Raw genomic sequence first — 23,519 nt, 5'->3', positions numbered from 1 at the left:
CCTGTATGGACAGACTTGCGGTCCACTTGAGCGTCGCTATAGCCTTTCGCCACCGCCGTCCGGGACGGCGTTGTAGTCCCTCCGGTGGAGGGGTGATCCGCAGGATCAGTGGGACGCAGCATCGCTCCCCGCGTATGCGGGGCTTCCTATTCGTTTCGAAAGACACGGAGGCCCTCGTGAGGCTCGTAGTAAAGATCGAAAGGGCCAATTCGCCCGTGACCCTCGCCGTCGACGTCGAGGACGAGCTCGCCAGCGAGCCACGGGTTTTCCTGCCAAGCCCTGACGTCGACCCGACCCTCGATCTCGCCGATCACTCCATCGATGACGTCAGCGGAGGTCATCGCACGGGGCAAGGGCAGGGTGCACCGAGCTATGGAACGAGCCAGAGTCGAACTCGGGGAGGAGGCGATCGGCACCCGTACTCCACCCCCGTCGATCCATGGGGGGAGTACTAGACCTTCCGGGGTGCGTACCAGGAGTAGGACTTCGAGGGAATCGGCGTCGGTGTCGCGAACGTGGCCCTGCGCCACACGCTCCTCGGCGTCGCCGACGCCGCCGGAGAGCCAGCCGATCAGGGGTACGCCTGGTTCGGCGACGCCGGCCAGGCGGAAGCTGTCGGCCTTCGACTCCTTGCTGGCGATCTCGTCGCGTTGTTTCGTCTCCGCTTCGACGATGCTGGGCTGCCAGGACTCGGGGCCGACCGGCGCGTCGCCGTAGGCGGTCTGGGTGATCGGCGAGATGTCGTGCGGCAGCCGCACCGGCGTGCCGTCCAAGTGCGGCAGGAGCACGGCGGCGCTGCGCAGCAGGGTGGCCGGCTGGTACACGCGTCGTGATCCGGTGACCGGCTGGGGTGGTTCGACGCTCCAGTCGGCACCGGTGATCCAGCAGGTCGCCTCGGTGAGCCGGGCGGGTCGGTCGGCGCGGGGGTGGCGGTGCAGCCGTCCGATACGTTGCAACACCAGGTCGACCGGAGCCAGGTCGGTGACGAGCAGGTCGAAGTCGATGTCCAGGGACTGCTCGGCGACCTGGCTGGCCACCACCACATGCCGGTGAGGGCGGTTGTTGCTGCCCGGTGGGCCGAACGTGTCGCGCAGCCAGCGGTCCTTGGCGGCGCGGTCGACGGCCATGAAGCGGGAGTGCGCCACCGACACGGGTGTATCCGGCCCGAGGGCCGCGCGGAGCACGGCAGCGCTCTCCTGGACCCGGGCCACGGTGTTGCGGACGACGAGGGCGCAGCCGCCCTCAGCGAGCCGGTCCCGCAGCAGATCCACAAGTGCGGGCAGGTCGTCGGGCAGCCGTCGCAGCGTGACGTCGATCCCGCGACCGGAGTCGCCGCAGCTGATGGCGGCGGCGCCACGCTGGTCCGTGGAGACGGTGACCAGGGGATACCGCAGGTCGCTGCGCAGGGCAGCGTACGGGTCGACCTGTGGTCTGCCTCGGTCGCGCCAGGTCAGCGGCGGCGGAGGGCCGAGGCGACCGTCGTCGTACGCCTTCATCAACTCGGCCCGCCGATGTGCCGGCAACGTCGCCGAGAGGACCACCACGGGTACGCCGTAAGCGCCGAGCCATTCCAGCGCCCGGTCGAGGAACCGGCCCATGTAGACGTCGTAGGCGTGTGCCTCGTCGATGACGACGACCTTGCCGGCCAGGCCGAGGTGCCGCAGCACCAGGTGCTTGCTGCGCAGCGCGGCGAACAGCAGTTGGTCGATGGTGCCGACGACGAAGCTGGACAGCATCGTCCGTTTGGTGCCGGCAAGCCAGCGGTGCACGCCGATGTCGGCACCTCCGGTGTCCTCGCCGATGCCGCTGGGCAGCGAGGTTGTCCGCAGGTGGTCGTAGTCGGGGTTGAGGGCGGCCTTGCCGTGGGCCAGGCGCACGTCACGGTCGCCTCGGCCGACCTGCGTGTCGGGCAGCCGACGCAGCCAGGACAGCATCCGGCCGAACATGGCGTCGCTGGTGGCTCGGGTGGGCAGGGCCAGGTAGCAGCCGGATGCGCCGGTACGCCGGGCCAGGATCTCCACCGCAGCCAGGGCTGCCTCCGTCTTGCCCTCCCCCATGGCCGCCTCGACGATCATCATCCCGGGCGTGGGCATGGTCTCGGCCAGGTCGACGACGGTGCGCTGCACCGGACGTGGTGTCGCCCCCGTGGGCAGCGCGAATCGTGCCCTGAACAGCTCGTCCACGTTGGCTGGTGGAGCGGTGGGTCGCCAGGGCACGGGCAGGTCCACCAACTCCCACCCGGTTCGTAGCCGATCCTCGTCGCTGCCCGTCAGCAGGTACGGGAAGTAGTTCTCGTTGCTGGCGATCCAGTCGGCGACGATGACCAGGCCGGTGAGCAGCGCCTGCACCGGTTGTGACAGGGCGACGCCGTTCCAGTCGGCGAGTCGGTCGCCGGCGCGGGACCGTTGCGTCATCCAGGTCAACAGTTCGTGCTGCACGTGCTGCCAGGCGGGGCCGCCGAGCAGGTGGGGACGCACCCGCACGTCACGCAGGCCCATGTCAGTCGGCGGAACGCCGTGGTGTCCGCCGACGACGACGGCGAACGGGTGCGGGTCGGTCCAGTCCTGCTGGTGCAGCCAGTCGGCCAACAGCACGTGCCCGGCGGTGGCGTGCGGGGCGTACCTGCGGTCAGCCTTGATCAGATCCCGCTGGTAGCCAAGGCCGTGGTCGCGCATCCGCTCCGCGAGGTTGTACGCCTGATAGGCGAAGGCGGGGGTGGCCTTGCCGATGTCGTGGATGCCGGCGAGCCACACGAGCAGGGTGCGGGCGTCGGCTTCTGCGCCGGGCAACTCGTCGGCGATGCGGTGCCGGGCGGCGCGGCCCAGCCAGTGATCCCACAGTTGTCCGGCCACGTCGGCGGTGTCGGCCAGGTGCCGCCACAGCGGCAGCCACCCCACCGGTGAGGTTCCCCGGCGGTCGGTCTTACCCCAGACTGCGCGTGCCGCCACGCCCAGCGTTGGGGCATCGGCGCTGACACGGGCGTTCATCGGACCACCGGCAGCAGCGGGCTCGGGGTGCCGCTGTGGGACAGGTAGAGCACGTCCCGGGCCCGGGTCAGCGCGACGAACAGCAGGCAGCGCTCACGTTGGAGATCCTGCCGGTGTGCGTGTGGATCCTCGGCCGCCGAGGTGAGCGCGTGTGGTGCCGGGAGCACGCCCGCGTCGAGCCCGACGACCGCGAGGCACTGGAACTCCAGTCCTTTCATCCGGTGCATGGTGGCTACCCGCACGCCGTCGGTGCCGCGTTTGTCGTCGGCGACGGGGATGTGGGCATCGTTGAGGATCCGACCGACGGCCTTGACCAGTTGACCGGTGCGGACGGCCACTCCGACCGCGTGCGGTTCCACGCCCTGGTCCAGCCAGGTGCCGACCCGTTCGATCAGCGCCTCGCACTCGCCGTCGCGGCTGACGTGCGCGGCCAGCTCGGGTATCCCGCCCCGGGTGACCGAGCGGTATCCCCGCAGCGTGTCGTCCTGCCCGTCGAGCCCGACCGTGGCGTCACCGCCGAGGACCTTGACCGACAGGTCGAGGATCTCGTGGGTGGTCCGATAGTTGACGCTGAGCCGGCGGGTGCGGCCCCGAACCTCGATGCCGAGTTGGGCCAGTGACACGTGGCTGTCGTAGATGCGCTGGTACGGATCGGCAAGCAGGAACATGTCGTTGGGGCCGGGTGCGACCAACGCCCGCAGCAGGCGCCACTGTGCCGGGTGCAGATCCTGCCCTTCATCGACGATGACGTGCCGATACGGTGCCGGTACGCGGCGGGCGATGGCGGCGGCGTCGTCGGCGAGTTGGGTGTGGGTGCGTAGCCGCCGCTTGGCCAGCGCCCCGGTCACCATCTCGATCACGGTCCACACCTGGTCGCGATGCGCGGCGCGCAGGCCGGCGCCGCGACCCCGGCGGGTGGCCTCGCGGTACGCCTCGCGGGTGGTCAGCTGTTGGGCCAGCACCACCTGCTCCCACTCGTGCCGCAGGAAGGCGGGGCTGTAGGTGGTGACCTGGCCGGCGCGGTTGAGGTAGGTCGGGCCTGCCTTCGCGGCAGACTCCCACAGCTGGTCGACGATCTCACCGTCGGCGACGGTGACGCGGCCGTTGCCTCGGGTGACGATCTCGTAGGCGAGCTTGTCGACGCTGATCACGTCGATGCGCGCCCGCACCGCCGGGTCGCTGGTGAGCCGGTAGAGCTGTCGAGCGAGAGCGTCAGCAAGAGCGCGAGTGAACGTGGTCAGCAGCACCTTCTCGCCATCGGGCAGCCGCTCGGCGAGGAACACCGCCCGGTGCAGGCCAGTGACGGTCTTGCCGGTGCCGGCGCTGCCGGTGACGAGTGCGGGTCCGCTGTAGGTGTCGCGGTAGGCGACGTCCCGCTGGGTCGGGTGCAGGAAGGTGCGCCACACGTCGAACGGGTGGGCGAGGATGGCCGCGAGTTCCACCGGGCCTGAGACGAAAGCGATCCGCTCGGGGGTGCGTCGCGCGGCGGTCAGCAGGTCGTCGGTGTCCACCCCGGACACCGTCCGGTCGGCCAGTTCCGCCCAGACCTCCTCCACGGACAGCCCGCTGGCTAGGCCCAGCAGCACGTCGAGTTGGCTCTCCGGTAGGTGCCCGGCCAGGCTTTCGAGTTGCTTGTCGGTGGCGATGACGCGCAGTAGCGGCAGCAGATCCTCATCCACCCCGAGCCTGGTGAAGTCGGCGACCGAGACGTGGGTGAACAGTCCGACGCTCGCCGGTGGCGCTTCGGCACGGGTGAACTCCTCGATGCCGGCCTGGTCCCTCATCTCCAGCACACCGAGGGCCTGGTTGACGGTGAAACGGCGGCTCACCGCGAAGGCGATAGCGTCGTCGTGGGGCAGGACGTCAAGCAGGGCGTACCTGTCTTCTCCGAGAGCGAGCACCACGCCGCGGTAGAACTGGTCGATCCGGATGGTGCGGATGTTCGGGTCCCGTGCGCCGGTCAGCTTCTCCAGGTGTAGGCCCGCGTGCGTGTGTTCGGCGAACTTGCCGATGGCGGCGTCGACGGCGCGCTGCACCCGGCGTTGCAGCCGGGCGTAGGTGGGTAGGAAGTCCCGGCCGATGGCCAACTCAGCCATACATCCCCCGATGACGGGCACCTGGGCCCAGCCAGGAGCGAGATGGACGGAACTGTCACGCGCCGGACAGGGCCGGCGGTCTGATTCACGCAGCATGGACGGCGGGCACGAACGATTCCCGCTCCGCATCGAGCCCCATCATGCACCTTGTGAACCATGCTTGCAAGCATCCGTCCGTTGTCGATGTTCACCGAAGCGGCTGCGGCGCGCCGGTCGGGTGTTCCTGACCGTGACCAAAACGGCCGCTATGCTGGGCGGCGTGGTGCCCGGCACGAGCCTCAAGGACCGCTATCGGCTGGCCCGGTCTCCGTTGGCGCACAAGGGGATGAGTGAAGTCTGGCCCGCGCACGACGCACTGCTCGACCGGCCCGTCATCGTAAAGTTCGTCGCTGTCACGGAACTGGATCTGGTACGCCGCTTCCGCCGCGAGGCACTGCTCACCGCCCGCCTCGACCATCCCGGCGTGCCCGCCGTCTACGATCTCGGCGAGCACGCCGGCCACCCATACCTGGTCCTTCAGCAGATCAACGGCATCGCCCTGTCGGACCTGGTCGCTGAACACGGTCCACTCCCGATCGGCTGGGTGGCCGCCATCGGAGCCCAGATCAGCAGCGTCCTGCTCGCTGCCCAGCGACTCGGGCTCGTGCACCGCGACATCAAGCCCAGCAACGCCATGCTGGAGCCGAGCGGCGCGGTCAAGGTGCTCGACTTCGGGCTGGCCGTCACGCCCGACGACGACCGCTACTCGCGGATCACCCAGAGCGGGCAGGCGCTCGGCACATTTGGCTACATGGCGCCGGAGCAGATCCTCGGCCAGCGGATCGACCACCGCGCCGACCTGTACGGGTTGGGAGCGACCCTGTTTGACCTACTCACCGGCACCGCGCCCTTCGACGGCCTGACGACCATGACCACCGTGCGGCAGCAGATGGGCGCCACCCCACCACGGCCCGCCACGCTGCGACCGGAGACCCCGTCCGTGCTCGACGACCTGGTGCACGCACTGCTGGCGTCCGCCCCCGACAGCCGGCCGGACAGCGCCGCCGACGTCTACCGCGTGCTGGCACCGCTGGCTGAGAATCTGCCACCGATTCCCGGCGTACTGGACGATTCCGTCACCGCGGTCCAGGCGTACGCCGCGATCGTCGGACGCATACCGCCGCAACCAGGCCCCACCATCGCACCCGCTGCCGCACCGTCCGCCCTCGACCTGGGGCAGGCCGTGCGACAGGCGGAGCAGATGCAGGCCGCAGGCGAGTTCCGCGCCGCCGCCCGGCAGTGGCGGCGACTCGCCGAGCACCGGGCACGACAGCACGGCGACGAAGATCCGCAGGTGTTCGACCTTCGACTGCGCGCCGCGCGTACCCATGTGGCGCTCGGCGAGCATCCCCGGGCGTTACGACTACTCACGGCTCTGCTGCAGGACCGGGAGCGGGTCGACGGGCCGGAGCATCCCGCCGTGCGGGAGCTACGCGAGGAGATCTCTCGGCTCAGCACGGAGCCGGCCAGCGCGCCTGCGCTCCCGCAGCAATTCGTACCAGACGCGGATCGCTGAATAACCGGGGCAGCAGCACCGCCTTCTGCTCGGCGAACCGGCGACCCCCGTAGCGGAAGATCTGGGCGCAGTTCTGCCCACGCGTCTCGGTCGTCATCGCACGCACCGCCAGTGGGGAGTACATCGTGCTGTGCTTTAGCCAGGCCGCCTCCTCGCCGTGCCGGTCGAACCCCCGGCCGCTCGCCGCATGCCCGAACACGTCGTGGACAGCGCGGAACATGTCATTCTCCCCGTCGCTGAGGTACGGATGGGGGTTGCCGCTCGCCGCGCTGGCCCACACCTTCAGCCGGCGTTGCCGCACGTCATCGATCATCGACTCGACGTCGGCATACGGATCCTCGTCAACGATGCACACTGTCACGCCCAGGCCGCCGAACTCTGCCCGCCCGACCAGGAAGTGATACTGCTGGACGGTCTCCCGGCAGAACGCCGCGTAGGCGGCGTACGCCTGCTCGTCACGATGCGGTGCCGCCACGTACGCGTCGGCGATCGCAGCGCCGAGAACGGGGTCAAGGCGCACTCGCGCGTACGCATGGAAGGCAACCGTGCCGGTGGCGCCGGAAGCGTAGCGCCGCGCGCCGCGACAGACGTGCGCGACCGGCGGAAAGCACGGGGACGCAACGGGTGACGGCGCTGCTTCGAACAAGGGTGTTCATGGTCCTCCTCAGATCGACGGGATCGAATCAGTCGGTGCTGGTCAGCGCGGTGTCGCTCCTTCCCCCACCGACGGCGAGTGCGCCTCCGCACGCGCAGCGATGTACTGCTCGCGACGGAGCAGATCACCGAGCATCCGGATCTCGGAGGCGCGACGTGCCTGACAGAGCTGGGCGATCTTTCCGACCGTGGTGCTGCGCCCACGACGTGGCATGGAACCTCCCAAGGATTGTGAATCAAACGACCGAGACTGCATCGCCTGTGAATCGCGTACACAATGCAGTTAGCCATGTTAGTGTTCACGCGTGACGAGAAAGTCGACGCTGGCCCCGAGCGAGACCACCTTGACCGCCAGCGGCATCGCCCGACTGGCCAAGGTCGGCCGGGCTGCGGTGAGCAACTGGCGACGCCGCTACGCCGACTTCCCAACTCCCGTCGGTGGTAGCCCCGCGAGCCCGTTCTTCGACGCACGGGAGGTCGAGGACTGGCTGCGCCGACACGGCAGGCTGCACCAGGCCAGCACCGACGAGTGGGCCTGGCGGCACGTCGAGAGCTACCAACCAGCAGCGCAGATCAGCGACGTGCTCGGCATCGCCGGCGCACTTCTGCTTGTCCGCGCCGACCAAGCCCCGGCCACCGGCACCGGCCTACCGACACCAAGACAGCTCGTCGCCCAGCTACGCACCCTCGACCCCGACCTGTCCCGGATGGTCGACGCCCTGCTGCCGAAGCAGTGGACCGCGCAGCTCAGCACCCTGCTGGGCACCGTCGACCAACTCGCAGCGGAACAGGGCGCCGAGTCGGCCTTCGAATACCTGCACAACCGCTACGTCTCCTCGGCCCATTCCATGTCCGGCCTGGCCGGGACACCGGACACCGTCGCCGAGGTGATGCTGGCCCTCGCCGAAAGCGGCGCGAACACCTTCGACTTCACCAGCGGCACCGGGTCGATCCTGCGGATTGCCGCCGACAAGGCCTTGACACGAGGTACGGCCACCCGCTGCTACGCCCAGGAGATCAGCCCGCAGTACGCCCTGATCACCCTGCTGCGGCTGTGGCTGCTGCACCTGCGCGCCCGACGCAGCATGGACAACGCCGAGCCGCCGGTCGTGCGCGTCGGCGACAGCCTGCTCGCCGACGCGCTGCCCGACCTACGCGCCGACGTCGTCGTGGCGAACTTCCCCTTCGGCATCCACGACTGGGGACACGACCGCCTCGCCTACGACCCCCGCTGGACCTACGGTCTGCCCCCACGCACCGAACCCGAACTCGCCTGGGTGCAACATGCCCTCGCCCACCTCGCACCCAGCGGCACCGCCGTCGTGCTCCTGCCACCAGCAGCCGCGTCCCGCCCCGCCGGCCGTCGCGTCCGCGCCGAACTTATCCGCCGCGGCGCGCTACGAGCCGTCGTCGCCCTACCCGCCGGACTGATGCCGCCCACCGCCATCGGGCTGCACATCTGGGTGCTCACCCAACCCGACCCAGACCAGCCTCCCCCCGGCGACATCCTCGTAGTCGATACCACCACCACCGACCGGCCGCTGACCGAAACCGTACGCGCCGCCTGGAGCGCCTACCGGTCACACGAATACGCCGAACTGCCTGGCGTCCATCGCACCGTGCCCGTGATCGACATCCTCGACGACCAGGTCGACCTCACCCCACAACGCCACCTTCCGCACGCCAACGACCCCGCCACCGACCCGGCACAGATCATCGCCAAAATCGGCGAATTCGACCACCTGCTCGACCATCTGCGGCGCGGCCTGCCAGCGGTCCAACCGGCGCCAGACGGACCGCTACGCGGCGCCCCGCAGGCCGACGTCGCCGACCTTATTCGGTCGGGCAGCATCACCGTGCACCGCGCCCCCACCCGCAGCCGGTCGACGGGTGTCACCGTCACCGGCATCGTATTGACCGCCGCCGACGTCATCTCCGGCGGTCCGGCCACCGGCACGGCGACCCGCACCGCAGGCGACGACCCGGGACCTGAGGTACGCCACGGCGACATCCTCGTCCCCGTCATCGGCCGCAGGATCAGCGCATGGGTAGCCACCCCGGAACAGGTCAGCGCCGAACTCGGACCCGGCATTCAACTCATTCGCATCGACACCACCCGCTTCGACCCGTGGTTCATCGCCGGCGTCATCTCCCGCAGCGACAACCGGCGAATCGCCGGACGCGCCTCCAGCACCGGCAACGGGGCTATACGCATCGACGTCCGGCGGCTGTCCATCCCGGTCGTGGCGCTCGAACAGCAGCACGCGTACGGACACGCCTTCCGCCAACTCATCGAATTCCGCACCACCCTGGAACGAGCATCAGCGACCGGAGTCACACTCGCCCGCGAGATCAGCGACGCGCTGACATCAGGCACCCTTGGCCTCACATCCTGATCGACCCCCGATGAACCTGGGCAGTTCGGCAGCCAGGAGCGACGACCAAACTGGTCGTCCAGAATCGAGCCGCCCGAATCTGCGGCCCTACCACCCGCGATTCGCCCGGTACGCTGCTCCCAGCCGCACATCAACAGGCACGCGCCGCCCTCGCAACACGAGTGTCGAAAGGGCCGATCTTGCGAACCAAAGTGAATGAAATCGGAGTGGTTGATCTATAGCGCCGCAGGTCAAGAAGCCTGCTCCCCGCGCACGCGGGGGTGATCCATTGAAGGATCCGACGCACAACGCTAAAGCCATCTGCTCCCCGCGCACGCGGGGGTGATCCGTGGTCAGCCGCGTCCCGGACATGCTGTTTGGTCTGCTCCCCGCGCACGCGGGGGTGATCCCCGAGGTAGCTCTTCTCTGCGGCTGTCTGCTGCCTGCTCCCCGCGCACGCGGGGGTGATCCTGCCCGTAGCCCAGCACCGGGTTACTCCGGAACCTGCTCCCCGCGCACGCGGGGGTGATCCCGGGCAGAAGTTCGCTCAACTCGTCACGGCCCTCTGCTCCCCGCGCACGCGGGGGTGATCCCTACGTCAGCCCGGCGGCCGGCGTTTCCCTGGCCTGCTCCCCGCGCACGCGGGGGTGATCCCTGGCCGAGCATGTCGAAAAAGTTCTGCCAGACTGCTCCCCGCGCACGCGGGGGTGATCCCAGGACTGGCGGCACCTGGCCCGATCCCGCCAACTGCTCCCCGCGCACGCGGGGGTGATCCCCTAGCCCGTGTCTGCCGGGCGATGTTTGGAAGCTGCTCCCCGCGCACGCGGGGGTGATCCGCGGCGCGAAGCCGTGTTCGGGGTGGCCGGCCTCTGCTCCCCGCGCACGCGGGGGTGATCCCTGGCCGGCACCTTCACCGCGCCGTTTGCCGCCCTGCTCCCCGCGCACGCGGGGGTGATCCTCGTCCATATCGGGGTCGTAACCCTCGCTGTCCCTGCTCCCCGCGCACGCGGGGGTGATCCCCCAAGCGCCTTGAACGAATCGGCGGCGGCCTTCTGCTCCCCGCGCACGCGGGGGTGATCCCTCACCGAAAGGCACACCCGATGGCACGCTTGCCTGCTCCCCGCGCACGCGGGGGTGATCCTCACCCGGGCCCGCAAGGACGAGAAGGAGCGACCTGCTCCCCGCGCACGCGGGGGTGATCCCGGGGCGGAGTGGATCCGCTGGTTCTTGCCGAACTGCTCCCCGCGCACGCGGGGGTGATCCCGGTCTCGCGATCAACAAGCGGACCGGTGAATTCTGCTCCCCGCGCACGCGGGGGTGATCCCAGCCACAGCGCCGCGTTGACGCTGGGGGTGATCTGCTCCCCGCGCACGCGGGGGTGATCCGAGGGCACCGAGTACACGACCCGGCCGGGCACCCTGCTCCCCGCGCACGCGGGGGTGATCCCCCGCACCGGGTCTGCCGTGGCTATGGTGCCACCCTGCTCCCCGCGCACGCGGGGGTGATCCCTGGGCGGTGAGGGCGGTCGCCCGCTCGGCGGCCTGCTCCCCGCGCACGCGGGGGTGATCCCTGGACTGGCAACCGTCGGACTGGCGTCGGGAACTGCTCCCCGCGCACGCGGGGGTGATCCCGTCATCACCACCTGGGCCCGCCACATCGCCACCTGCTCCCCGCGCACGCGGGGGTGATCCCAGAACGCCGAACACGTCACCTACGCGCATGGCCTGCTCCCCGCGCACGCGGGGGTGATCCCCACAGGACTACACGGGCCGTCGGGGCGACTAGCTGCTCCCCGCGCACGCGGGGGTGATCCCGATCCGGATCGTGCTCGCCAAGAGGGCACATCCTGCTCCCCGCGCACGCGGGGGTGATCCCTCCACCCGGACCCACCTACCGCAAGCAAGGAGCTGCTCCCCGCGCACGCGGGGGTGATCCGGGGATTCCGTCCCAGCGGTACATGGCGAGCCTCTGCTCCCCGCGCACGCGGGGGTGATCCCGAGGTCCGCGACGACGAGGAGCTGGCCCCGGTCTGCTCCCCGCGCACGCGGGGGTGATCCGGGGATTCCGTCCCAGCGGTACATGGCGAGCCTCTGCTCCCCGCGCACGCGGGGGTGATCCTCGGCAACCAGGCCAAGCACTGGATCGGCTGGGCTGCTCCCCGCGCACGCGGGGGTGATCCCCCGCCTCCGAGTGCACGTACCGGCTCACGTCCCTGCTCCCCGCGCACGCGGGGGTGATCCCCCACCACGGCCGAGCCGAAGCCGGGCGATGGGCTGCTCCCCGCGCACGAGGGGGTGATCCTCGGTCAGACGGACTGGTTGTAGAGGACGGCCGCTGCTCCCCGCGCACGCGGGGGTGATCCCGGTGATCACCACTGACCAGATCGCCATGGCCCCTGCTCCCCGCGCACGCGGGGGTGATCCCCGGACTCCGGCGCTCGGGCTGTCGTACGCCAACTGCTCCCCGCGCACGCGGGGGTGATCCCGCCTGTGACACCCGGCCGAGCCAGGCCACCTCCTGCTCCCCGCGCACGCGGGGGTGATCCTCTGTGAGGGACGTTCGGGGGGAAGGGTGGCCACTGCTCCCCGCGCACGCGGGGGTGATCCCCAGCGGACGAGTCTCATGGGGTACGCCTCCCCCTGCTCCCCGCGCACGCGGGGGTGATCCCGGACAGAGCGACGCCAAGGTGGGCGCCGTCCTCTGCTCCCCGCGCACGCGGGGGTGATCCCCCGGACTCGTGGGGGTCGCGCGGTATGGCCGCCTGCTCCCCGCGCACGCGGGGGTGATCCCACGATCAGCCCCAGCAGGGTGCCCAGAGTGGCCTGCTCCGGCCTCGGGCCAACCCGCCGTTCGCCCGAATGAGGCGTCAGCTTGTACGGGGCAAGTTCGTTGCCCAGCTCGTCCCCGCGGTAGGTGCAACCGATCCCGATTCCATCCAGGTGGTCAAGGATTCCAGTACGTCGTGAACGTCGCCGATGCCCATCTTGTATTGCACCGCCTTGCCGCCCTGCTCGGTGAATGCAGCGCAGTTGTCAGCACGGTCGTCGATCAGTGCAGCGTCCGCGAAGGTAAGGCCGTGTTCCGCAAGCCAGGGCCCGAAGAAGCGTTGAGGGACTTCGGCCTTTAATGCTGCGACTTCGCTGGAACAGATGATGTCGTCGAGAATGACCGCCCAGTCCGCCAGTGTCTCGGACTGGGGGGTAGGGCGACGCCTCTTGGCCCGCGCTCGGTCGAACGTCCGCAGAAAGCAGTCCATATTGTCAGTCGCCAAGACAACCAGGACATGTGATTTGATTTTACGGAGGGCTTCGAATAACTCGGCGTTGACTCGCATCTTTGCGCAGTCGACGTATAGTCGTCGCGTGAGGAAGTCCTCGCGGAATCGGCCATCAAGCTCGACATCCATAGACTTGATGATTTCTTCCGAGGAAAGCAGTCCTTTCATCCACTCGTTGGCCTTGCTCTTGAATACCTCGGCGAGGTTCGCTTCGAGTTGCGCCTTCAGTGGATGAGTGGCGCTCTCGCGGATTGACATCCAGAAGGGGTCGCGTGACAGGACGCTGTGCCAGTCCACGAAGACGACCTTGCCGGCTAGCGGCACCTGTATCACGCGGGCGGCCCTCCTAGTTCGCAGCGGCTGTCGTCAGTAGGCCTAACGGGTGTGGGCTGCTGAGCCGGGTCTCCCAGCCGCCCGGCTCAGCGGTTGCGCACGGTTGGACTAGTCGGGAGGCCGATGTGCAGCGATTGTCGCCGCCAGGATCGGCGGGTTCGTCAGGGCGCGGCTGCGATCTCGTGGGCGCCGATCCGTGATACGAGTTGGGCCGCTTCGTCGATGACGGCCTTCTGGTGGGGCTGAAGAGGCTCGGCCGCGTAGTCGGCGACGACGGCCAAGGGATCGGTGACGCGGGTCGTGGTGCCGGCGAGTTCTTCGAGGAATGCCAGGGCGCAGTACGGGACGTAGAAGGGGCTGTAACCGCCTTCATGGGCGGCGACGAGTCGGCCGTGGCAGAGCCGGTCTGCCGCGTCGGTGAGCATGCGGGTCATCGCACGGTAGGAGGCGGCGGTGAGCATCTGCCTCGCCATGGGGTCGAAGACGTTGGCGTCGAAGCCGTTGGCGAGCAGGATCAGGTCGGGTGCGAAACGTTCGAGTGCGGGAAGGACGATTTCGGTCATGGCGTGCAGGTAGCCGGCGTGACCGGTGCCGGGTGGTAGCGGCACGTTGATGGCGTAACCGGTGCCGTCGCCTGCGCCGTTCTCGCGGATCCAGCCGGAGTCGGGTGGAAAGCACCCGGCCTGGTGCAGGGAAATGGTGAGCACGCTCGGGTCCGTGTAGAAGATGGACTGGGTGCCGTTGCCGTGGTGGACGTCCCAGTCCACGATCGCGATCCTCGTCAAGCCGAGTTCCGCCTGCGCGTGCCGGGCGGCGACCGCGATGTTGTTGAACAGGCAGAAGCCCATTCCCCGGTCAGCAGTGGCGTGGTGACCAGGCGGGCGGGTCAGCGCGTACCCATTGGTGACCTCACCGCGTGCTACGGCGGTAACGAGCTCGATCAGCCCGCCAGCCGCAAGGCGGGCAATCGCGTAGCTGCCGGGGCCCACTGGCGAGAAGCCGTCCCCGGCGTCGCCTCCCCCACGCAGGTCGCTCTGAGTCTTGATGTGTTGAACGTGGTCGCCGGTGTGGACGCGCAGGAGTTCCGCCATGGTGGCCCGGCGAGGCTCGATGACCGTCAGCTCGGCGAGAAGTCCGGAGACGTGGATCAGTTCGTGGGCGCGTCGTTTGGCCTCGGGATTCTCGATGTGCACGGCGGGTTGGATACCTGCGGGTGGGTTGGCGGGCAGCAGACCCGCGCTGGTGCCGGTGTCGTGCCACAGGTACTCGGGGTGGAAGACGTAACCGGTCGTCATGGACAAATCGCCTCCGCGAGTGGGTCGGCCTTGCTGGGGCTCGGTGGTGTGGTCGCCGGGTGCGGCGGTGATCGTGGCGGCGAGGGTGGTCAGCCGCTGCGGGGCGGTGAGGCCAGGCGCGGTAGCCGTACCGGGGGTGGGCGTTGCGGGTGGGGGCGCTGCCGGCCCGGTGGGGCTGGTGCTGCCGTGGTAGTGCTGCCGGGCTGGCAGCCTGTGAGCAGGGTGGCGGCGAGGAAGATGCCGACCAGCCGACGGCTGATGGTGCGGCGGCTGGGGATGACGCCGGGCGCAATCTCATGGGGTGCCTTCGTCGATCGGTGAGCGGGGATGCGGGATGGGTGTGCGGGTGGCGGCGGTGATGTCGGCGGCGAGGGCGTCGATCTGCCCCTTCGTGATGCCGGGCATGCAGACGATGTGGCTGGTGCGATCGTGGGTGGCGAGGAGCCATTTGGTGCGTACGGGTTCGGGTGGGGTGGGTAGGACGACGGTGAAGGCATGCTGGTGTCGCCAGGCGGGCCAGCCGGTGGCTCGGATCTGGTCGACGGCGTAGCCGGCGAGGCGGCGGGCTTCCGCGGCCCGCCAGCGGTGGCCTTCGCGGCCGTGGGTGGCGATGGCGTGCCAGAGCAGGGCGGCAGCCAGGCCGCAGCGGGAGCCGGTGACGGTGGTGTCGGCGGTGCCGGTGTAGGCGATGCGGATGCTGGGTTTGCGAGCGCTGTCGCGGATAAGCACCACCCCGCAGGGGGTGGGCGTGCCAAGGAACTTGTGGCCGGAGATCGCAATGCTGCCGATGCCGCTGGTGTCGTCCAGCCGCAGTCGGCCGTCGAGGGCGAGCGGGATACCGACCAGGGCCGCGTCGACATGCAGATGCCCGGCCATGTCGTACTCGGTGAGGATGGTGCGAATGCGGGTGGTGTCGTCGACGGCTTCGGTCATGGTGGTGCCGGCGGTGGCGACGACGATCGCCGGCCAGCGTCGCCGCCGACGCAGCTGCGCGGCCAGGTGCTCGTAGTCCATCTCCCCGTCCGGGCCGGCGTCCACGACCGCCTTGTAGGCGCCGAGCATGTCGATGATCTTCGGGATGGAGTAGTGGGCGGCGGTGGAGTAGTAGATGCGGGCGGTGGGCCAGCGGCGGTAGGCGGTGTGGAGGGCGGAGAGGTTGCCTTCGGTGCCGCCGGTGGTGACGTAGCCCCACCGGTCGTGGGTGGGCATGCCGAGCAGGTCGGCGATCCAGGCGATGACGGCTTGTTCGAGGATGCGGGTGTGGGCTACTCCCCCGGTGTCGTGGGGGTCGCCGATGTTGTTCCACAGTCGGTTGCCGAGGCGGGCCATGACGGCGGTGTGGTCGAGGTCGGTCGCGCCCGGGTAGCCGATGCTCGTTGCGGCGGTGGTGTCGGCGTGCTGGGCGAGGTGGTCGAGGACGGCGGTGACGTCGACGGGTGGGTGGCTGAGGTCTGCGGCGACGGCCAGGTTGAGGGTCATGTGACGGGCCTTGCGGTGAGGTAGCTGGTGAGGGTGTGGTGCAGGGCGGTGAGGTGCCGCCATACCTCGCGGGTGTGGTGGTCGCCCTGGTCGGTGAGGTTGGCGTGGGGGTTGTGCCAGTGGGCGGAGCGGTCGGCGTCGAGGGGTTTGCTGCTGCGGATGCCGTCGTAGTGCAGGGGTGCGTGGGGGTTGCGGTCGATGTGGATAGCGGTGTCGTCGGTCAGCAGCAGGTAGCAGTGGCCTTTGAGGTCGAAGGCTGATCGGCGATGGCCGGTGGCGGAGGGTTCCCGCAGGGTGCGGGCCAGTTGGTACCAGCGGCCGTCGTCGGTGTCGAGGGTGCTCGCGCCGACGCCGACGTAGGTGGCGTCGGCTGGGATGCCCATGTCTCCGCCGTTGACCATTGACCGTTGCGGGCCCAGGGGATGCCACCGGTGTCCGGTGGCATTCGCGTGGGTGATGTGGGTCTTGGCGATCCTGCTGAGGTCGCCGAGGATGCGGGGCAGGTCGTCGGACTCGGGTGCGGACAGGAACAGCCGCCATGCGGTGTGCAGTCGGTAGCCGTGCGGTTCGGTGGGTGCTGGGGAGGTGAAGAACAGCAGGACACCGTGGGGGCCGAGGGCTTCGTGTGTGCCGTACCGCTGGTCGGCTTCGGTCATGTGGCCGGCGTTGAACCGTTTGACGCGGAACACCATTTGGTTACGCAGGTCCGCCCACCAGCGGTCCTCCAGGCGGGTCGTTTCCCCGTCCGGTTCTTGCCCTGGCGCGGGCGGAGGTTGCGGTGCGGGCGGAGGTGGGGGTGGGGGGTGCGGTGGGCGTTGGTAGCCGGTGGGTCGGGGACCGTAGGTTGCCGGTGGTGGCCCGTAGGCGGCGGGCGGGTGGACGTCGGCGGGCGGTGGCCGCCAGTGGGGGTGCAGCGGGTCCGGTGGGCCGTCGTGGCCGACGGGGTGTCTGGCGTGGGTCATCATGTTCTGGCCTTGTCAGATCGAGATGGTGATGGCGTCGGGGACGGCGTTGGCTGCCGGTATGCCGCGTCCGATGCCGGCGTAGGTCTGCGGTCGGGTGTGGCGCAGGTACGCGGCCCAGGCCCCGCCGACGATTGCGGCGCCGAGGATGATCGCGGGTAGCAGCAGCGGGAACAGTGAGCCGGGTGCGGCGCCGAGTAGCGAGCCGATGTTGCCGATCATCGCGATGAGGACGATTGCTCCGGTGACCACGCCGACGGCGGGGGCGATGCGCCATTCCCATGCGCGGGGTCGGTCGCCGCGGATGTGGGGTGGGGCGGCGAGGGTGGCTACCGAGGCGGCGAGCAGGAGGGACAGCAGTCCGACGGCGGCCAGGCTCGACAGCCAGGTGAACATCTGGGTGAGCGGGTCGAGGCCGGCTACCGCGAATCCGGCGACGACCAGGGCGGCGGTGGCGGTTTGGGTGAGGGAGCCGCCGCGGGGTGCGTTGATGCGGGTGCCGTGGTCGGTTCCGGCGAGGCGGGTGGGGAGGACTCCTTCGCGGGCCATGGCGAACACGTACCGTGCGATGACGCAGTGGAATGACAGTTTCGAGGTGAGGATCGCGAAGATCAGCATCAGGGCGGCGGTGGCCACCCAGCCGTCGCCGAGGCGGCCGAGGATCGTGAACGGTAGGTTGCTGTCGGGTGGGGCGGCGAGGTCGGCGATGGCGTACGGGCCGACGGCTACTCCCATCGCCCAGGCGGTGGTGGCGTAGACGCCGCCGAGTGCGAGTGCCCCGACGATCGTGGCGCGGCCGATGGCGCGGCGGTCGACGGCTTCTTCGACGAAGGAGCCGGGTGCGTCGATGCCGGTGAACGCGGCGACGCAGAATGCGATCGCTCCGCCGATGCCGCCGACCATCAGGCCGGAGGTGTGGAAGCCTGCCCAGGAGAGACTGTCGGCGGGTTGTGTGGTGCCTGCGATGACGAACGCGGCGACGATCAGCAGTGACACGGTCAACACGACGGCGAGGACGCGGATCGACAGGACGATCGCTCGTACGCCCAGCACTGCGACGACGGTCACGGCGATGCCTGCCCATACCCACCAGGTGCCGCCGAGGTGGGTGGCCATGGTGGCGCCGAGGAGGCCGTAGAGGCTGATCTGGATCGCGTTGTAGGCGATGAGGGCGACCGCGCCGCCGGCCACTCCCCATCCGCGGCCGAGGCCGTGGGCGAGGATGCCGTAGTAGGCGGCCGGGTGGCCGATGTGGCGGGCCATGGTGGTGTAGCCGACGGCGAGTATCGCCATGGTGGCTGCTACCAGCAGGAACGTCAGTGGTAGTGCGGTCACGCCGGTGGTGGCGTAGATCGCGGTGATGCCGCCGACGAGGACGACCATCGGTGCTGATGCCGCCGCACCGAACATCCACAGGGCAGCTGGTGTCAGTGTCCGGCGGGCGAGGGCCACCTGCACGTGCGCGGTCACTACTGCTCACCTCGCTGTGGGGTGTGGGGGCATGACGGGTTGCGGCAGCCGTCGACGGGATGGTGGTCCACGTCGGTGGTGTGGGCGGCGACGATGAACACGGCTGCCGGCCGGACCGGGCCGGAGCGCCAGTAGGTGTGGTCGCGGGTGAGGTTCCGTTCGGCGGTGTCCTTGTCGGGGGTGAAGGCGAACAGGTCGTGGGTGCCGTCGGGCCAGTCACGACGGATCGCGTACCCCCACCGATGGTGAGGTGTGCTGCCGCCGGTCTGGGGGATGGCACCAGCGGCACACCGCGCCTGTCGGCGCACCACCCGCCATCCTTGGGGCCGTTTCCGCCCGAGTGTGGTGGTGGGACGGGTGAGCACGGTCAGCATGAGCAGAACTCTCCTGTCGACATGTGGGTACGACGAGTCGGCCTGCTGGGTGAACGGGGTCGACCATCAGCAGGTGAACGGTGTGCTGTCAGCGCCTGCGGCTCATCGGGAGCCTGGTGGTGCCGCCCGCAGCAGCCTGCCGCGAAACGGTGTCGCGGTGCGGTGGACACGGACCCGTTGCGGCAGCCCGGTTCCGGCTGTCTCGGCCTGGTCTGGGTGGGTGGGTGGCCGCCACATCCGCCACACCACGGGACCGCCCTGCTGCAGCAGGATCGGTGACCGGGGCTGATAGCCGCAGGCGGCGAGCAGCCCGTCCCGGGGGCGGCTGGTGCTCACCTCCGCATACGCCGGGAGCTGTGTCGCGTCCAGCAGCCGGTGGTGGCTGGCCAGCAACGCCCTGCCCACTCCTGCCTGATGTTGGCCGGGGGCCACGGCCAGGTGGGCGAGGTAGTGATGGGCGGTGAACGGGTGCACGGTGTCGGCGTAGGCGTGCAGCAGGGCGAACCGGGCGGTGTGCGGGCCGAGTATCGGCTCCAGGTCTCGTTGCCGCACGGCCGGTGGTGGCGTCGACCGCGGGTGCCAGATCGCCACGGCGGTGTGGTCGTCGGTGGTGTCGACCGTGCCGTGCGCCAACCCCTGCGCCACCACGAACTCCGCGTACCGCCGCATGATGCTCGGCCGGTCGGCCCGGTCGGGTACCAGCCAGACACTCAACCGGCCGGTCATCAGCGCCCCGGCCACGAGTGTGGCCAAGGCGGCCGCATCACCACCGGTCGCACGACGAACACCAGTTCCCGTCGGCCGCATGTCAGCTCCCCCAAAGCCCATGAAGATCCCCGCATCCCCTGTCTTCGTCGCGCGCCGGTGCCGGATCGCCCGACGTGGCCCGCTGACGGCTCATCGACCAGCCCGCGTCGATGGCACGGTCGAAGGTGGCTGCCAAATGCAGGCTGTCCGATGGGACCCCAGCCGCGGGCAGACGCTGCCGAGCGGCAGCGATCAGTGGTGGTGGGCCGCAGACGTAGACGACCTGCCCCGGCCGGTAGTGCTTCACGGCCATGGTCAGCACGTCTGCCTGCGCGTGCGGCTCGACATCACGGTCGTCGGAGAACGCCAACACCACCGTCAGCCAGTCCCGGTGGGCGCCGGCGAGGGTGTCCAACGCGATCGCGTCATACAGATCCAGCAGCGTGCGGGACCCCACCACCAGCGTCACCTGTCGCCCGGTCGGGGCTGCGGCGACCTGCTCCACCAGCGCCCGCAGCGGCGCCAGCCCGGTACCACCGGCGACCAGCAGCAGGTCAGCACCAGCGGCCGGCTCCACCGACAACCCGACATCACACGCCGGCCCCAACCACAGCAACTCCCCCGGCCTGACCTGCTCCACCAGCACCGGCGACACCTCACCGCCTGGCACCGTCCGGACGTGGAACTCCACCGTCCCGTCCGCGCGAGGAGCATTCGCCGGCGACAACCACCGCCACCGCCCCGGCAACCGGGGCGTACACACCGGCAACGCCTGACCCGGCAGGAACCGCAACCGCCGCATCGGCCGTACCGTCAACACCACCACGCCAGCCGACACCGACTCACGGGTCTCGACCTCACCGACGGTGACCTGAGGGCCGTCCCCCACCACCGCCGCCGCCCGCGCCGCCAACCGCAACGCCCGCCGACACCCCCGCTCCCACACACCCGGCGCGGCCGGTCCCCAACCGTCGGCCGCAAAACGGCGCACCGTGTCCACCATCGCCGCCGCGATACACGTGTCGTGATACGGCTGAAGATCGAACCGGCGACACATGCGACCCAACACCGCCAACCCTGCCCGCCGGGCAGCAGGATCGCCCCGCCCCGCGACCACCTGGCCGAGCGTCGAGACGAAGATCGGGGCGAGCCGCTGCGGCAGGAACCGCACACTCCGGTCCTCCAGGTGCGCCCAGAAATGATCGGCGGCACGGTCATCTGCGACGAGGGCGCAGAGATGCGGCAGTATGTGGTCAGTCATCGCTCCGGCTGTTCCTCGACGACGGATAGCTGATGGCGGTTCAACGATCACGGAACAATCCACAACAGGGAATGCCGACCTCCGGTTCGACCTCACGTTCTGACCTCCGGTTCGACCAGCCCTGAACAGCGAATGATTCGCCGACCGCTGCAACAGGACGCGCCAGACTGGCGGCCGCGGCTGGGACATGGCAGTGTCAGCGACGTGTCTGTCAACAATTCCTGCGTAGAATCAGCGTTGCTGGCGAAGCTCACGTGTTGATCGACGTCGACCGGTCGCCATTAGACGTAGTATGGCGGGACTTCAAACGTTTACCTCGAGCCAAGCCGGCGACCGTTGCAGTTCCGAGTTCGACAGGGCTATGCCGTAGAGGAGGAGCATGCCTCGGCACGCGGAAACGGTGATCACGCCGAATACGCACCTCAGGAGCGCCCGAGTCCAGCTTCCTTCACCGTTGAGACCCGGGCAGTGTATGTCTCGAACGGAGTTGGCCGATGCGGTGAACGCTGCGTTGGATGCCCTCTACCCTTCGCGTTGCATCGCTGCTCACTACGTGGATTCCCGGTGGGTCGGCAAACTGGAGCGCGGCGAACACCGCTGGCCCAGCGCGGAGCGGCGCGCGGCGTTACGTGCCGTCTTCGGCGTCACCGCTGACAGGCAGCTCGGGCTCTACAGTCCTCGCCGAACAGGGGCCACGAGTAGCAGCCTGACGGATGCTGCGTGGCCGGGTGTGGTTCCGGACGAGATGGCTGAGCTGCCGGGGCCATGGACGTCGGGTATGCAGGTGCCGAACAGGATCGAGCAGCCCCATGTGGAGGCACTGCGCCGGAGCATCACGTTGTTCGAGGACTGGGATCACCGATACGGGGGTGGTCTTGCTCGTGCCGCCATGGCGGGGCAACTCGAATGGGCGTGCCGCGCCATCCGTCAGGCATCGGCTAGCCCTGCCGTACGCCGGCAGTGGCTTTCGACGGCAGCCCGGCTCGGTGACGTGGTCGGCTGGGCGTGCTTCGATGCAGGCGAGGACGCCGGGACGACTCGCGGGTACTTCGTCAGGTCGATTCAACTCGCGACCGAAGCCGAAGACGTCCAGCAGCGCGCTCACACCGTCACGAGCCTGAGTAGGCGTCTCACCTACAGCGGTAAAGCCAAGGAGTCCCTACAGATCGTCGGTCTTGCCCGGAGCGGGTGGCGTGATCTACCTCCGCTGGGCCGTGCCGTCATAGGAATCGTAGAGGCGCGGGCGTACGCGTCCCTTCGCGATGCAGAGGAATGCCGTCGTGCCGTCGGTCTGTGCGACGAGCATTTCGACGCCAGCCCCGCAGATGGCGCATACGATCCCACCTGGGGGTACTACGCGGACCTCGGTCAAATCCTCGGCGACGCCGGACACGCCATGTGCGATCTCGCGTTGACCGCCAACGACCCGGCGCTAACCGATGCCACGATCACGCGGCTGCACGCCGCGTACGAGCTTCACCCCGGCACAGTGGCCAGGTCCCGAGCGCTGACCATGATCCGGATAGCCTGCCTACAGGCACACCAGGGTAACGTCGCCGCCGCCTTACCCTCAGCACGAGCCGGTTGCACGGATGCGGCCGGCGTGTACTCCAGCCGCTTGCGCGATGACGTTCGGGTCCTCGCACACATGCTCGAGAACGTCGACGCGGAACCGGACCTCAAGGATGACCTGGTTGCGGTGCGGGCCCAGCTCAGTGGTGTCGCCGCGTCACAGGTCTAGAAGCCTGTCCAGCCGGCTGGCGCCGAACCGTCCCGCAACGAGTCCAGGCGGTGTCTCAGCTGCTGCCGCCGCGGCGTGTCGTTGTCTGCCGACTGCGCCAGCCACAGAGTCATCCGCAGCATCCGGATCTGCCGCAGTACCGGCCAAGCTGGGCTGCACCGCACGTCATAGCCATAGCTATCCGCGAACATGGCGTATTCGTGCTCGGAAAACCACCCGCACTCGTAGTAGAGGGCACTGAGCGTCAGATCCCACTCCGGCGGTCCGACACACACGGACTCCAAGTCGATGAAGGCGCATCTGCCTGCCGTCGTGACCAACAGGTTCTCCATGTGCGCGTCGCCGTGCAGCACCGCCTCCCCGAGCGCGAACGTCGCGTGATCCCACTGCACTGCGAGTCCGTCACGAAACTCGCGCAAAAACGCCCTGTCGCGTTCATCCAGGCCTACGGCCGACGCCAACTGCTCACGAAGCCTCGAAAACGGCGACACGCGAGTCAACAGCCCGACCGGCCGGGGCACACCATGGAGGAGACGCAGACACCGCGCAAGCGTTACCAGGTCCGCCGAATGCCCGCCCGGCAGGTACTCCCACAACGAGACCACATGCTGATCGACCACGATCGGCTCCGACCGCACCGGACGCGCCACCGGTACACCCTGCGACGCCAACCATTCAGCCACCGCAATCTCCAGCCGCACCCGTTGCACCGCCCCCGCACGCGGCACGACCCGCACCAGCACCCCCACGCCAGACAACAGCACCACGCCGTTCTCGCCAACACGGAGCACCTGCGCATCATCAACCGGCATGCCTACCCGTGCACCAGCCAACGTCGCCACGCGGACCGCCTCATCCGTACGCACCCCGCCATCCTCTCCCAGAAACGCCCCGACTCCGCGAACCCGCAAGT

General features: G+C 69.3%; 16 protein-coding genes and 1 CRISPR repeat array. Of the genes, 3 read left to right on the top strand and 13 right to left on the bottom strand.

Translation table 11 applies throughout. The features are described from left to right. Nucleotides 1-146: 146 nt before the first annotated feature. Nucleotides 147-2,987, bottom strand: coding sequence for a CRISPR-associated endonuclease Cas3'' (locus VAB18032_RS11530; protein ID WP_050814584.1), 2,841 nt, complete (start codon nt 2,985-2,987; stop codon nt 147-149). Further along, nucleotides 2,984-5,083, bottom strand: a complete 2,100-nt coding sequence (locus tag VAB18032_RS11525) for a UvrD-helicase domain-containing protein (RefSeq protein ID WP_013733003.1) — start codon at nt 5,081-5,083, stop codon at nt 2,984-2,986. The genes VAB18032_RS11530 and VAB18032_RS11525 overlap by 4 nt, the downstream gene beginning before the upstream one ends. 259 nt (nt 5,084-5,342) lie before the next feature. Here VAB18032_RS11525 and VAB18032_RS11520 point away from each other — a divergent pair, with 259 nt between their 5' ends. Beyond that, nucleotides 5,343-6,638 carry a serine/threonine-protein kinase gene (locus VAB18032_RS11520; RefSeq protein WP_232510782.1) on the top strand — a complete coding sequence of 432 codons (1,296 nt, stop codon included), beginning with the start codon at nt 5,343-5,345 and terminating at the stop codon, nt 6,636-6,638. Here the strand turns inward: VAB18032_RS11520 and VAB18032_RS11515 are convergent. Both VAB18032_RS11515 and VAB18032_RS32075 read right to left on the bottom strand, forming a co-directional pair. Beyond that, the gene (locus tag VAB18032_RS11515) at nt 6,574-7,284 is read right to left on the bottom strand and encodes a hypothetical protein (protein WP_232510781.1); all 711 of its coding nucleotides are present in this window, start codon (nt 7,282-7,284) and stop codon (nt 6,574-6,576) included. The two genes, VAB18032_RS11520 and VAB18032_RS11515, sit on opposite strands and share 65 nt — an antisense overlap. Nucleotides 7,285-7,335: 51 nt before the next feature. Then, complete coding sequence (locus tag VAB18032_RS32075; RefSeq protein WP_157626868.1) at nt 7,336-7,506, bottom strand: hypothetical protein; 171 nt, start codon at nt 7,504-7,506, stop codon at nt 7,336-7,338. Nucleotides 7,507-7,597: 91 nt separating this feature from the next. Between VAB18032_RS32075 and VAB18032_RS11510 the strand changes: the two genes are divergently transcribed. Continuing rightward, complete coding sequence (locus VAB18032_RS11510) at nt 7,598-9,688, top strand: N-6 DNA methylase (protein WP_013733000.1); 2,091 nt, start codon at nt 7,598-7,600, stop codon at nt 9,686-9,688. A 239-nt stretch (nt 9,689-9,927) separates the two neighbouring features. Further along, a CRISPR array of direct repeats spans nt 9,928-12,456; the repeat unit is 28 nt; unit sequence CTGCTCCCCGCGCACGCGGGGGTGATCC. 77 nt (nt 12,457-12,533) lie between these two features. On the opposite strand, the gene VAB18032_RS11505 is transcribed toward VAB18032_RS11510, so the two are convergent. From VAB18032_RS11505 to VAB18032_RS11470, 8 genes are all read right to left on the bottom strand, one after another. Next, entirely contained in the window at nt 12,534-13,241 is a 708-nt protein-coding gene (locus tag VAB18032_RS11505) for an HAD family hydrolase (protein ID WP_148272245.1), read from the bottom strand. A gap of 197 nt (nt 13,242-13,438) precedes the next feature. Further along, the gene (locus VAB18032_RS11500; RefSeq protein WP_013732998.1) at nt 13,439-14,572 is read right to left on the bottom strand and encodes a class II histone deacetylase; all 1,134 of its coding nucleotides are present in this window, start codon (nt 14,570-14,572) and stop codon (nt 13,439-13,441) included. A gap of 294 nt (nt 14,573-14,866) precedes the next feature. Continuing rightward, on the bottom strand, nt 14,867-16,051 hold the full coding sequence (locus VAB18032_RS11495; RefSeq protein ID WP_013732997.1) for a histidine decarboxylase: 1,185 nt from the start codon (nt 16,049-16,051) through the stop codon (nt 14,867-14,869). Continuing rightward, nucleotides 16,048-16,743 carry a hypothetical protein gene (locus tag VAB18032_RS11490; RefSeq protein ID WP_013732996.1) on the bottom strand — a complete coding sequence of 232 codons (696 nt, stop codon included), beginning with the start codon at nt 16,741-16,743 and terminating at the stop codon, nt 16,048-16,050. Before VAB18032_RS11490 ends, VAB18032_RS11495 begins: the two co-directional genes overlap by 4 nt. 285 nt (nt 16,744-17,028) lie before the next feature. Next, on the bottom strand, nt 17,029-18,483 hold the full coding sequence (locus tag VAB18032_RS11485; RefSeq protein WP_013732995.1) for an APC family permease: 1,455 nt from the start codon (nt 18,481-18,483) through the stop codon (nt 17,029-17,031). Beyond that, a complete protein-coding gene (locus VAB18032_RS11480) occupies nt 18,483-18,794 on the bottom strand; it encodes a hypothetical protein (RefSeq protein WP_148272244.1) in 312 nt (103 codons plus the stop codon). Before VAB18032_RS11480 ends, VAB18032_RS11485 begins: the two co-directional genes overlap by 1 nt. A gap of 165 nt (nt 18,795-18,959) precedes the next feature. Further along, entirely contained in the window at nt 18,960-19,610 is a 651-nt protein-coding gene (locus VAB18032_RS11475) for an N-acetyltransferase (protein WP_232510780.1), read from the bottom strand. A 55-nt stretch (nt 19,611-19,665) separates the two neighbouring features. After that, complete coding sequence (locus VAB18032_RS11470) at nt 19,666-20,865, bottom strand: FAD-binding oxidoreductase (protein ID WP_013732992.1); 1,200 nt, start codon at nt 20,863-20,865, stop codon at nt 19,666-19,668. A 379-nt stretch (nt 20,866-21,244) separates the two neighbouring features. On the opposite strand from VAB18032_RS11470, the gene VAB18032_RS11465 reads away from it, so the two are divergent. Then, entirely contained in the window at nt 21,245-22,606 is a 1,362-nt protein-coding gene (locus VAB18032_RS11465) for an NsdA family TPR-like regulatory protein (protein ID WP_483308178.1), read from the top strand. Here the strand turns inward: VAB18032_RS11465 and VAB18032_RS11460 are convergent. Next, complete coding sequence (locus VAB18032_RS11460) at nt 22,603-23,472, bottom strand: phosphotransferase enzyme family protein (RefSeq protein ID WP_013732990.1); 870 nt, start codon at nt 23,470-23,472, stop codon at nt 22,603-22,605. The genes VAB18032_RS11465 and VAB18032_RS11460 overlap by 4 nt on opposite strands. Between the last annotated feature and the right edge of the window lie 47 nt (nt 23,473-23,519).

Source organism: Micromonospora maris AB-18-032 (genome assembly GCF_000204155.1).
GTDB classification, from domain to species: Bacteria; Actinomycetota; Actinomycetes; order Mycobacteriales; family Micromonosporaceae; genus Micromonospora; species Micromonospora gifhornensis.
The sequence above is the reverse complement of the archived record's forward strand: the minus strand, read 5'-3'. Positions and strand labels throughout refer to the sequence as shown.

Bases quoted from the DNA above. Each gene is read 5' to 3' on its own strand.
- VAB18032_RS11530 (WP_050814584.1), bottom strand. From the start codon at position 2,987: ATGAACGCCCGTGTCAGCGCCGATGCCCCAACGCTGGGCGTGGCGGCA.
- VAB18032_RS11525 (WP_013733003.1), bottom strand. From the start codon at position 5,083: ATGGCTGAGTTGGCCATCGGCCGGGACTTCCTACCCACCTACGCCCGG.
- VAB18032_RS32075 (WP_157626868.1), bottom strand. From the start codon at position 7,506: ATGCCACGTCGTGGGCGCAGCACCACGGTCGGAAAGATCGCCCAGCTC.
- VAB18032_RS11500 (WP_013732998.1), bottom strand. From the start codon at position 14,572: ATGACGACCGGTTACGTCTTCCACCCCGAGTACCTGTGGCACGACACC.
- VAB18032_RS11495 (WP_013732997.1), bottom strand. From the start codon at position 16,051: ATGACCCTCAACCTGGCCGTCGCCGCAGACCTCAGCCACCCACCCGTC.
- VAB18032_RS11490 (WP_013732996.1), bottom strand. From the start codon at position 16,743: ATGGTGTTCCGCGTCAAACGGTTCAACGCCGGCCACATGACCGAAGCC.
- VAB18032_RS11470 (WP_013732992.1), bottom strand. From the start codon at position 20,865: ATGACTGACCACATACTGCCGCATCTCTGCGCCCTCGTCGCAGATGAC.
- VAB18032_RS11465 (WP_483308178.1), top strand. From the start codon at position 21,245: ATGCCTCGGCACGCGGAAACGGTGATCACGCCGAATACGCACCTCAGG.